This is a genomic window from Anaerolineae bacterium (assembly GCA_014360855.1).
Classification (GTDB): Bacteria; Chloroflexota; Anaerolineae; order JACIWP01; family JACIWP01; genus JACIWP01.
In genome coordinates, this window is sequence record JACIWP010000083.1 from 1 (window position 1) to 11,541 (window position 11,541).

Annotated in this window: 11 protein-coding genes; 3 read left to right on the plus strand and 8 right to left on the minus strand. The window is 63.5% G+C overall.

The window, feature by feature from the left end; translation table 11 throughout:
• The 8 genes from H5T60_06215 to H5T60_06250 form a co-directional block, all read right to left on the minus strand.
• Nucleotides 1–1,329: glycosyltransferase family 39 protein (locus tag H5T60_06215; GenBank protein MBC7242022.1), on the minus strand; the 1,329-nt coding region annotated here is incomplete at its 3' end.
• Nucleotides 1,319–3,376, minus strand: coding sequence for a glycosyltransferase family 39 protein (locus H5T60_06220; protein MBC7242023.1), 2,058 nt, complete (start codon nucleotides 3,374–3,376; stop codon nucleotides 1,319–1,321). The genes H5T60_06220 and H5T60_06215, both read right to left, overlap by 11 nt.
• An 80-nt stretch (nucleotides 3,377–3,456) precedes the next feature.
• Nucleotides 3,457–4,203 carry a polyprenol monophosphomannose synthase gene (locus tag H5T60_06225; GenBank protein ID MBC7242024.1) on the minus strand — a complete coding sequence of 249 codons (747 nt, stop codon included), beginning with the start codon at nucleotides 4,201–4,203 and terminating at the stop codon, nucleotides 3,457–3,459.
• 111 nt (nucleotides 4,204–4,314) lie between these two features.
• Nucleotides 4,315–4,767, minus strand: coding sequence for a hypothetical protein (locus H5T60_06230; GenBank protein MBC7242025.1), 453 nt, complete (start codon nucleotides 4,765–4,767; stop codon nucleotides 4,315–4,317).
• Entirely contained in the window at nucleotides 4,757–5,512 is a 756-nt protein-coding gene (locus H5T60_06235) for a ParA family protein (GenBank protein ID MBC7242026.1), read from the minus strand. The genes H5T60_06230 and H5T60_06235 overlap by 11 nt, the downstream gene beginning before the upstream one ends.
• A gap of 9 nt (nucleotides 5,513–5,521) precedes the next feature.
• Nucleotides 5,522–5,842 carry a cupin domain-containing protein gene (locus tag H5T60_06240; GenBank protein MBC7242027.1) on the minus strand — a complete coding sequence of 107 codons (321 nt, stop codon included), beginning with the start codon at nucleotides 5,840–5,842 and terminating at the stop codon, nucleotides 5,522–5,524.
• Nucleotides 5,843–5,860: 18 nt separating this feature from the next.
• A complete protein-coding gene (locus H5T60_06245; GenBank protein ID MBC7242028.1) occupies nucleotides 5,861–6,382 on the minus strand; it encodes a methylated-DNA--[protein]-cysteine S-methyltransferase in 522 nt (173 codons plus the stop codon).
• 122 nt (nucleotides 6,383–6,504) lie between these two features.
• Nucleotides 6,505–7,536 (minus strand): alcohol dehydrogenase catalytic domain-containing protein, encoded by a 1,032-nt coding sequence (locus H5T60_06250; protein MBC7242029.1) that lies wholly within the window; start codon nucleotides 7,534–7,536, stop codon nucleotides 6,505–6,507.
• Between the two features lie 174 nt (nucleotides 7,537–7,710).
• Between H5T60_06250 and H5T60_06255 the strand changes: the two genes are divergently transcribed.
• The 3 genes from H5T60_06255 to alaS form a co-directional block, all read left to right on the plus strand.
• Nucleotides 7,711–8,760, plus strand: coding sequence for a DUF2804 domain-containing protein (locus tag H5T60_06255; protein ID MBC7242030.1), 1,050 nt, complete (start codon nucleotides 7,711–7,713; stop codon nucleotides 8,758–8,760).
• 151 nt (nucleotides 8,761–8,911) lie between these two features.
• Nucleotides 8,912–9,106 carry a hypothetical protein gene (locus H5T60_06260; protein MBC7242031.1) on the plus strand — a complete coding sequence of 65 codons (195 nt, stop codon included), beginning with the start codon at nucleotides 8,912–8,914 and terminating at the stop codon, nucleotides 9,104–9,106.
• 234 nt (nucleotides 9,107–9,340) lie between these two features.
• Nucleotides 9,341–11,541, plus strand: a 2,201-nt coding sequence (gene alaS, locus H5T60_06265) for an alanine--tRNA ligase (GenBank protein ID MBC7242032.1), incomplete at its 3' end; no start/stop codon positions are given.

An 11,541-nucleotide genomic window follows, 5' to 3' on the forward strand; every position in this document is an offset into this window, starting at 1 on the left:
CACATCCAGATAGATGCGCCCCACCTCGTTCCAGCCGGGGCCGGCTATCCCGCCGCCGGCCAGCGCCTGGCCGGTGAGCATCAGCGCGAGCAGGGCGGCGATGAGCAGGCTGCCGGCGCTCAGCACCTTCAGCGCCTGCGCGGTCTCCCAGCCGCGCCGACGGGATGCCCAGCGGATGGCACGCTCCAGGCCGTGTTGAGCGTAGGCCATGAGGAACGGCAGGAGGGCGGCGCCGGAGTGCAGGAAACTGCCGCGCGGCCCTGGGAAGGTGAAGAGCAGGGTCATGGCCAGATACAGCAGGAGGAGGTAGCTGAGCACCAGGCGCGTCATGTAGGCGTGCCGGCGCTTCCACAGCTCGATGCCGGCAAACGGGGCGAGATACAAGGCCAGCATAGCGCCGATCAGTGTGAGCGCATTGCGCCAGCCGGCGGAGAGCTTAGAGGTCAGGATACTGCGCCACCCCCACTCGAGATAGGCCGCGAGGGAGAGCTGGGCCTGGGCGCTGAACAGCTCGTCATAACTGCGGAGAAAGAGTGTTCGCGTCCCGGCTGGGTTCCAGAGGGTGCCGGCGGCATGCCAGTTATGCCACAGCCAGGGGATCAGCGGCAACAGGTAGCCGGCGGCCATGAGGGAAAAGCCGGCCAGCAGGACGCCCGGCTGTTTGCGCAGGGACGAGGAATCTGATCCAGGGAATAGAGCGGTCAGCAGGATGGCGGCGAAAAGCAGGGGCGCATCGGCACGGGTGAGGTGTGCCAGGCCGATGAGCAGGCCGGCCAGGAAGAACCAGCGCGGGCGGCGCGTGACGATCGCTCTCCATCCGCTCAGGAGCGCCAGGCATCCCAGCAGGGCAAAGGGGGTGAAATTATCGGTGGTGGCCCAGAATTTGAGATATGCCGGCGTGAGCAGTGTCAGGGCGGCGCTGAACCAGGCGGTGCGCCGAGGGGATGAGAGGTGCAGGCTGATGAGGTAGGCCAGCGCCGGCAGAAGGCTGGAAAGGATGATAAAGGGAAGCTGAGCGGAGCGAAAGCCGACGCCGAACGCGGCGAAGAAAGGCACGATCAGGAACGAGGTCAGCGGCATCCAATATTGGAACGCCGGCATAGGGAGCTGAAGGTGCGGGGACAGATAGTTCCAGATGAATGGCTCGGTCAGGCCGCGGCCGGCGGCAATGCGCCATGCATTGACATAATAATAGAAGGCGTCCATATAGCCCGGGGAGCGGAAGGGCAGGGCGGCGGCGGCCCGAAATATCAGAGATGCCGCGACAATGAGCAGGATGTCTCGCTTCCAGGGGAATGGAACGTGGGCCAGGGGGCCTTTATTGTCCATGTGTTGATCCCGTCGCAGGCGGAGCGCCGGCCGGCCGCAGGGCATACAGCTCGTACTCCGGTTCCGCGGCAAACTCCATGCGCTCCGCGTATTCCTCGAGCAGTACCTTCAGTTCGGACAGCATATACGGTGTCAGCGGGTCGAGGCCAGTGCGCACCACGAAATCAAGGCCGTGGCGGTACAGCAGGATGTGCGTATAGCCTTCGGAATGCCACTGCTGGGCGGCGTCCCGCGCACTGCCGAATTGGTGTACAGCGTGCGCCCAGTTGTCGAGGATAGCGTCGGGGTAGGCCGGCAGTGGCGAGTAATAGGTGCGCGGCTCCCAGAGGAACAGCACTCGTGCGCCAGGCGGCAGGCCGGCCAGCTCCTGCATGGCGACCCCATGGGCGCCGAGGTTGCGTTCGAGGTACGCACGTTCTGTCTCCCGCCCGACCAGGACCGGCAGAGGGTCAACGGCGGCGGTTTGGGTGGTCCAGGCAGTGGCATTCAGGAGCATGGAGATCCCCAGCGCGGTGATGGTCAGCCGGCGCGCAGAAAGCGTCCCGGGCATCAACGTATCCAGGCGCTCCAGGAGAAAGGCCATCACAGGGGCCGCCAGGGTGAGGCAGGGCAGGAGCAGTCGGGTTTGGAAGAGGGCTTGGGACTGGATTACACCGAATGTCCATGCGGCGGCGAGGACGCCGGCGGACCATAATAGCACGCCGGCCGGCTGGGGCAGTTGCCGGCGCAGGCGCGGGACGATCAGCCAGATGATCAGCGCCGGCAAGAGCAGTAAATACATCGGCCCGGTCTGGCCGTCGTAATAATTCATGTCGCGAATGCCCAGGGTGGCGGTCCAGGGCAGGATGATGAGCTGGAGCACATCCCATCCCAGGCCGGATCCCGGTCGGCTGTACCACTCCGCCCGAAAGGCGTCCCACCCTGGGCCGCCGAACAGGAAGGGGTATATCGGATTGCCGGTCAGTATGGCATTGCGCATGTACCATGGGGAAGCCGCGAGCAGTGCCGGCAGGACGAAGCGCGTTAGCGCCGCCACAGCGGCTTGCCGCGAGGATTTCCTGGCCAGGAGTTTCAGGATGACGTAGGTGCCCAGGCCGGCCGCGCCGATCAGTGCCGTATATTTCACGCCCAGGGCAAACCCGGCCAGGGCGCCGGCCAGCACTATCCAGCGTGGGTCATCGGACCTGTCCCATTCCGCGAGGGCCAGTGCGGCAACTGCCAGGTAAAACGCTTGGGCCATGTCCGTGTAGGCCCAAGTGCTCAGCACGAACACCATGGGCATGGAAGCCCAGACCGCCACGCCCAGCCACGCGGCGCGGCCGGCTGTCAGCCGGCGCGTCAGGGCATAGACCGCGCCGGCGGTGCCGAGGGCGAACACGGCGTGCAGGGGCGCCGCAGCGCGGTCGCCGGCAACCGCCATGCACCAGGTGAACAGCGATTCCGTCAGGCTGGGATACAGGAAATGCGGGACGCCGGCGGGGGCCGGCCAGCTCCCCCTGGCCAGTGCGTTTGCCGGCACCACTAGGTGGTAGAACAGGCTGTCCCACCCCCAGGGAGGGGCCAGGGCCACGAGCAGGGTGAGGCCGGCCATCCAGAAGAGGTATGCCGCCAACCACCATGGCGGGAGGGACAGTTCTGCCAGGCGCGGCCGCTTGGGGCGATGGCGGATCAGCTCTGCCAGGCAGAGGGCCAGGCCGGCGGCAAACAGCGCCTGGAGCAGGGTCTGTTGCAGGAGACCTGCGGCGCCAAGCAGGAATATCAGGACGGCCAGGATGCCGCTTCCAATGCCCAGACCATAGAGGGCCTGTTCCAGTCGGGAATTCGCTTGAAGGCCTATTGCGGAGAGGATGCGCTGGCCGAGGAGTGTCGCGCACAGGGCGATGATGGCCGGCACCAACGCGCTCCAGAATGTGCGGGCCAGCGCGGCGCCGGTGGCCGGGGTGAAGGGCTTCTGCACAGCGTATAGAGAGGCCAGGACGAAGGCCATCCAGACGAGAAACACCACCATGCCTATGGCGGTGACGAGCCGGCGAGGAAAGGCTTTCATGTCCTATTTCCCACTTGCACGCTGCGGTCAGGGGTATGGCCGACGGTTGCTCCGGGCCTCTCCTGAACCATGTGTCATGCTCACCGAGTGGACCCCCGCGCAGCCGGCCGCCGCCATATCCGGCTCAGACGGTCCAGCGCCAGCCGGAAGACCGTCAGCATCGCTTTGTAGATTTCTTCACGGCTGATCTTGGACTGGCCTCGCTGGCGGTCTTCGAAGATGATGGGGATTTCTCCGACGCGGAAGCCGGCCTGCTGACATCTATAGAGCATTTCGACCAGGAAGGAGTATCCGTTCGAGCGGATATTGTCCAGTGGTATGGATTCCAGGACATGCCGGCGGTAGGCGCGAAAGCCGGCCGTGCAGTCATGGGCGCGCAGTCCCAGCGAGAGGCGCGCCACCATATTGGCGCCGGCGCTGAGGAACTGCCGATCTAATCCCCAGTGCCGCGTGCCGCCGCCAGGGACATAGCGCGAGCCGATGACGATATCGCACGGCATGGCCAGCTTTTCCAGCATGGCGGGGATATAGCGAGGATGGTGGGAGAAATCGGCGTCCATGGTGATGATGACATCGGCGCCCAGGTCCATAGCGCGGCGGAAGCCAGCGACATAAGCTCGTCCCAGCCCCTGCTTGCCGGGTCGGTGCACCACCACGACGCGTGGGTCCCTCTCTGCCAGCTCGTCCGCCAGCTCGCCCGTTCCATCGGGCGAGTTGTCGTCCACGACGATGAGATGGTCCACCTGTTCCAGCGCCAGGATCTCGCCGGCCAGCGGCGGCAGGTTCTCGCGCTCGTTATATGTCGGGATAATGACAGCCACACGCATCTAGGATGAGCACCTTTTCGGGCAAAGGGTACATGTCGGCTGGGAGGCCGGCATTTCAGCCGCTATTGTAAACGCGGCGGGGGGAAAAGGCAAAGATTGGGGAGCGGGTCATCAGGAGCCTTTGCCGAAGAGGCGCGTGAGCCAGTCGCGGAGCCGGCGGGCAGGGCCGGCCTGAGGGGTTTCGGCCCGCCGGCTGAGCGCCCGAGTGAAAATCTCGCACTCTTGATAATGGTCCGTCAGGCACAGGCGCTCCTGGTATGAGATGGTGATGGCGCGGGGTCGTGGGCCGGCGTAACAGCGGTGCCCTTCGTCCGCGCCCAAGTAGCGAATGTCCGGGTCTTGCAACAGTCCCAGAAAGGGGCAGGCATGCAAAGCCGCCAGGGCCTGGGCGCGCTGGATGGGGTCCGACGGGAGCGGTTGGGGGGGCGCCGGCGGCTCGATCGTGTCCAGATGCGGCGCACCGGTTTCCTGGCGAGCGGCTTCGATGAGCGGCTCCATCCCTTCGAATGGGTTTTTCCCAAGCCCACGGTGCTCGGGATGCGGTTTGCCGGCGTCAGTGCTCATTTCGGATAACCCTCTCCGCGAGTTCGGCGAAATCCTGGCTTCCGGGTCCCTTGGGATCGTACTCGAAGATGGTCTGCTGGTGGCCGGGTGCCTCTGAAAGTCGGACGGTAGCGCGGATGGGATTGCTGACGATGCCGGGGAAGTATTCCTCCAGCATGCGCAGGGTTTGATGCGATTTGGCATGGCGCACATCGTAAAATGACGGGATGACCAGGGAGATGCGCGCGGTGTGGGAGGAGAACAGCCGGCGTGCCCGCAGGATTTCGATGATGACCTCTCGCGCGCCGACCAGCGCCAGGAATTCCATGGAGATAGGGATGAACACTTCTTTGGAAAAGTACAGCGCGGCCTCTGCCAGGAAGTTGATGGAGGGCGCGCAGTCGAGGAAGATGAAATCGTAGCCGGCGCTGGTGATGCCCCGCAGTCGGCTTTCCAGGATGCTCGGGTTGGCGTGATGCTGAATGAGCGTCTCCTGGGCGTCAGCCAGCCGGCGGTCCGACGGCAGGACGTCGAAGCGCGTGCGGGCACGCTGAACGGCATCCGGCCATTCAGCCTGGCCGAGGAGCACTTCTGCCATGGTCAGTGGGGTAGGGACCCCCAGCCATTTGGCCAGACTGCCCTGATGGTCCAGGTCTATGGCCAGCACCCGAAACCCGCGCAGGGCCAGCGCCATGCCCAGATTCACGACCGTGGTTGTCTTACCCGTGCCGCCCTTGAAATTTAATACGCTGATGATGCGCGTCATACTTCCCTGTTAACAGTAGTCCTCACGAATAGGCGACCAACCGTCGAGCACCAGCGAAGGTTCCAGGGCGACGGCGCGATGGCGGACGTTCGAGGGGATGGCGGCGCCGTCGCCGGCGCGCAGTACCCGCGTCTCATTGTCCAAGGTGAATTCCAGCGCTCCCTGGATCACATAGGTGATCTGCTCATGGGGGTGAGAGTGTTCCGGCACCACCGCGCCGGCCTCAAACTCGAAGAAGGTGAGCATGACGTGGTTCAGCCAAACGGCCCGGCGGGTGACGCCCGGAGCGGCCTGCACGGCAGGGAGTTCAGCGGTGTGGAAAAACGGCATGATGTTCCTCCTGTGCGTTCATTCGATCGGGCAAGAAGCCGGCTCTCGATGTGCCGCTTCGTGCTGGAGAAGCCACTGCTTGATATCCAGCCCGCCGCCGTAGCCGCCCAGCCCATTGTCGGAGCGCAGGACGCGGTGGCAGGGTATCACGATGGGGATCGGGTTCATGGCCATCGTCATCCCCACCGCGCGAAAGGCCTTGGGCCTGCCGACGGCACGCGCCAGGTCCGCATAGGAGCGAGTTTCCCCATACGGGATGCGGAGACAGGCGATGAGCACATCCCGCTGGAATGGGGTGACCTGCTCCAGGTCCACCACCAGGTCGAAGTGCCGGCGCTGGCCGGCAAAATACTCCTGAAGCTGACGCTTTACCTCTTCTGTGGCAGGGGGAGAATGCACCGGCTCTTGTCCACAGGTTTTCCGCAGGATATTGACAAACCGCGCTTCGTCGGTTCGCAGTTCGACGCGACAGAGGCCGTTGGGGGAGACGGCGATCCCCAGCCGGCCGATCGGCGTATCGAGGAAATCATACGCGATCATTTCCCGCTCCTGCGGTGCAGTGGTGAGGTGGAGAAGAAACAGTGCCTGCATGATTCATTATCAAACTATACCGCAAATCCCCCGTTCGTCAAGTCATGCCGGCAGGGGACAGTTCCTCGTTTTCAGGGAACCACCACCGTACGGACAACCCCGCTTCCGAAATGTTCCAGCTCATCCATGGCCGCGTTGATGGCGGCCGCATCGAGGGGAATCGTGCGGGTCACGACGGCGGAGAGGTCCAGGGCCTTGCGGCGGGCCAGCTCCAGCAGAAGAGGAATCTCCTGGGCGAGGTGGTCAGAGCTTCCGATGAGCTGGGCCTCGCGCAGAACGAAATCGCGGTAGGGGTGGATGGGTAGCGTGCGGTCGCTCAGTCCCACCAGAACGACGCGGCCGAAGATGCCCACCGCGTCGATCGCCTGGCGGATGGTGGCCGGCAGGCCGATCAGCTCCACCGCCACATCCACGCCGGCGCCGCCGGTCAGTTCACGAATCTGCTCCACCGCATCTCCTCTGCGGTTATCAATGGGGACCGCCCCGAAGCGTTTGGCCAGTTCCAGCTTGGCCGGGTCAATGTCCACCGCAAATACCTCGATGGCGCCAAAGGCTCTGGCTAGCTGGACCGCGGACATGCCCAATCCGCCCACGCCAAAGATGGCGACGCGTTCGCCGGCCTGCAGGCCGGCCTTGCGCAGGGCATGGAAAGATGTCGCGGAGGAACACATCATGATGGCGCCGATCTCAAAGGATATCTCAGGGGGCAGGATGAAGACATTCCGCGCCGGCACGGCAATGTATTCCGCGAAGCCGCCATCGCGGTATTTACCGATCATGGAAGCATGCCGGCAGAACTGCTCTGATCCCCGCGCGCAGTATTCGCATTCCCCGCAGGTGATGAGATAGTGGAGGCATACGCGATCGCCCGGCCGGACGTTGGTCACCTCTTCGCCGACTGCCGCGACGACGCCGGCGACCTCATGGCCGAGGGTGAGGGGGAGTGGGCCGGCGGGGGATATGCCGGCGCGGTAGTGGACGTCAGAGTGGCAGATGCCGGCGGCCTTGACCTGCACCAGGATATCACGCCGGCCGACTGCCGGCACCGGTATCTCCTGCATCTGCAAAGGCTGACCGATCTCCACCAGGCGGACCGCTTTCATAATAAAACTCCTTCGAGGTGTAGGTTGCACAGCAATCATAGCAAATGAACGCGCCGGCGTCAATCGGAGCGGAGCAGGGGTAATTGACCTTCCCCACCTACCTGCGATATACTTGATGCGACAGCCCGATACGTCGGCCGTTTTCCCAGATGTCCCACCGCATGGAGGAAGCAAATGAACCCATCCCACCAGCGCGAACTGTCCCACCCAGGTCCTCTTCTCGATGCCCATGGCAATCTGACCCAGGTCGGATGGGCTCGTCAGCCCATCCTGGATGCCAACCTGGAAAATGTGCGTTTCTATCCCGCGGTTCTGCGGCCTTTACAGCGCTTCCGCGTGAAATGTTGGGATTACTACGGCATCACCACACCCACCCACTTTTTCTCCGCCACGTTGGCACACCTGGGATACGCCGGCCAGGCCTTCGTGTATATTATTGACTTCGAACGACGCACCTGCCATGAACAGACGCTGACCATCCCGTTCGGCCGGGGTATTCACCTTGCTCCCAAGAGCACGGAAGGGGAAAGCTTCTTCGACAACGGCCGGGTAGCACTGCGCTTCCAGGCGAAACCGGATTCCCGCCATCTGTCCGTGGAGTGGCCGGCGTTCGCCGGCGCCCACCTGAATGCCGACATCACCCTGCAGATGCTGGAGGGGCACGAATCTACCGTCATCGTTATTCCCATCGGGCGCAAGCGTTTCTATTACAACCGCAAGGTGAACTGCATGCCGGCCGCCGGCCGCATCCAGTGGGGCGAAACCCGTCTCGATCTCGACCCACAGCACTGCCTGGGCAACCTGGACTGGGGGCGCGGGGTCTGGGAGTACCGCTCCTTCTGGGTCTGGGCCAGCGCCTCCGGCTTCCTTCCCGACGGCCGCACCCTCGGGTTGAACCTGGGATTTGGCTTCGGCGACACCTCCGCCGCCACGGAAAACACCCTCCTATTGCAGGGCCGCATCCATAAGCTGGGGCAGGTGGATTTCGAATATGACAGCCGCAATTTCATGCGTCCCTGGCGTATGACCTCGCCCGACGGCCGGCTGTCCCTGGAATTTACCCCGTTCATGGAGCGCGTGGCGCGCACGAACCTGCTTCTCATCGCTTCGGAAGTGCACCAGATGTTCGGCCACTATGAGGGCCAGGTCGTGACCGATGAAGGGGAGACCGTGTCCGTGCGGGGCCTTATCGGGTGGGTGGAGGAGCACCACGCTCGCTGGTAAGGGCACTGTTCCTGGAAATCGCGGCCAGGAAAAATTGACAAAAATTCCGTTCCCGATAAAATAGCGCCTCGTGCACGCCTGCTGGCCCAGCAGGCGTGCACTGTGTGTGCACAACACTTATGACTCATTCCATGCATCAGGAGGATGTACCGTGGCGCAGGCAGCAAAAATGGGAGCGGATGTGGCAACGCGAGAGGCTCGTCGCTCGCGCAACTCTGGGCACGTGTGTGTCAAGTGCGGTCGGGAAATCACCGTTGGCGAACTGCTGATGGTCGAGCAGATGGTGCTTGATGAGCGTGGTCGGGCGCGCCGCACCCGGACGCCGTATCATCGTGGGTGTTACTAATCGAACAACCCCCTACGCCCTCACGAGAAATGTTTCTCGCGAGGGCGTTTTTTTATTCCATAGTTCAGGATGGGCCTCCTGTGACCGTATACCCTCCCTCCCTGGTTGTGCGGGACGTCCCCTGCGGCTCAAATGATTGACATCCCTGCCGCGCTGTGTTAGAATATCGTTCCGTTATCGCGGAGAGATACTCCGCGCACATTTGGTGTGTTTGGAGGCTGGAGAGAAGAGAATATGAAGAAGGCGTGGACCAGCGCCGAAATTCGCAGGGCCTTTTTGGAATATTTCGCGGAGCAGGGGCATACGATCGTTCCCAGTTCGTCATTGGTGCCGGCCAACGACCCGACGCTCCTCTTCACCAACGCCGGCATGGTCCAGTTCAAGGACGTCTTCCTCGGCATCGAGAAGCGCCCCTATACCCGTGCCACTTCCTCTCAAAAGTGTATGCGGGTCAGCGGCAAGCACAACGACCTGGAAACCGTGGGGCCGTCTCCGCGACACCATACCTTTTTCGAGATGCTGGGCAACTTCTCCTTCGGCGATTACTTCAAGCGCGAGGCTATCGCCTATGCCTGGGAATTCCTGACCAAGCGCCTGGGGTTGGACCCGGCGCGGCTTTATCCGACCATTTACCAGGATGATGAGGAAGCGTTCGTGCTCTGGCAGGAGATCGCCGGCGTGCCGGCGGAGAAGATCACACGGTTGGGCAAGAAGGATAACTTCTGGAGCATGGGCGACGTGGGGCCGTGCGGCCCCTGTTCGGAGATCGTCTATGACCGGGGGCCGGAGAAGTGCACCTGCGGTTCGCCGAACTGTGGGCCGGCGAGCGACTGCGAACGCTGGTGGGAGCTTTGGAACCTGGTTTTCATGCAGTACGAACTGCATCCCGACGGCAGTATGACTCCTCTGCCGCGGCCCAGCATTGACACCGGTATGGGGCTTGAACGCATCACGGCGGTGATGCAGGGATGTGATTCGAACTATCAGACAGACCTCTTCCTCCCCATCATCCGCCGCACCCAGGAGCTGTTGGGGCACAGCGACGAGGAGCGCGAGCGCCAGATCGTGGCCTATCGCGTCATCGCCGACCATGGGCGCGCCATCACCTTCCTGGTGGGGGATGGGGTCCTGCCCAGCAACGAAGGCCGCGGCTATGTCCTGCGCCTGATCCTGCGGCGGGCGGCCCGCTTCGGCCGTAAGTTGGGCTTCGAGGGACCGTTCCTGACGGAGATCGCCCGGGTCGTGATGGACATCATGGGGGATCATTACACTGAACTGCGGGCGCGGCAGGACTTCATCCTGCGGGTGATTGAGACCGAAGAAGCGCGCTTCCTGCAGACATTGACCACTGGCCTGAACCTGCTGGAGGAGCTGATCGCCGGCCTGCAGGCCAAAGGCCAGACGGTGATCCCCGGCAGTGAGGCCTTCAAGCTGTACGATACCTACGGCTTCCCGCTCGACCTGACGCGCGACGTGGCGCGCGAGTATGGCTTCACCGTGGATGAGGCTGGCTTCGCCGCGGCCATGGCGGAACAGCGCGAGCGCGCCCGGGCCGCGCAGAAATTCGGCGGGTTCGAGGCCGGCGAGGCGGAGCGCTACGCCAGCCTGCTGGACCATCTGCGCCAGCAGGGACAGCTCGGGGCGGAAGGTGTCCAGCATGTCTATGACGTGACTACCTCGGTGGAGACCCGGCTGGTCGCCATGCTGAAAGACGGCCAGATGGTCAGCCAGGCCTCGGCCGGCGACGAGGTGGAAGTGGTCCTGCCGGTCACCCCGTTCTATGTGGAGAGCGGCGGCCAGGTCAGCGATGTGGGCACCATCGTGCGCTTCTGCGAGGGTTCGGATCAGCCGGCATGGGTGATTCGGGTGAAGGATGTGCGCCGGCCCTTGTCTGGTCTTATCGTGCATATCGGCCAGGTGGAATCCGGCTCGCCGCATGTAGGCGACAGCGTGTGGGCCGGCGTCGACCCCGACTGGCGCATGTCGGCGGCTCGCAACCACACCGCTACCCATCTCCTGCAGAGCGCGCTGCGCGAGGTGTTGGGCAAGCACGTCCAACAGGCCGGCTCGCTGGTCACACCGGACCGCCTGCGCTTTGACTTCACCCATCCCGGTATGCTGACCAAGCGGGAGCTGGAGGAAGTCGAGCGCCGCGTCAACGAGGCCATCCTGGCGGATTATCCGGTGCAGGTGGAGTGGACGGACTATCAGTCGGCCCTGAAACAGGGGGCCATTGCCTTGTTCGATGAGAAATACGGCGAACGGGTGCGGGTTATCAAGGTGAGCGCCGGCGACCGGCTGATCAGTCAGGAGCTGTGCGGCGGCACTCATGTCCAGCGCACCAGCCAGATCGGCTTCTTCCATATCGTCTCGGAGGAAAGCATTGGGGCCGGCAAGCGCCGCATCGAGGCCGTAACCGGGCGCGCTGCATATCA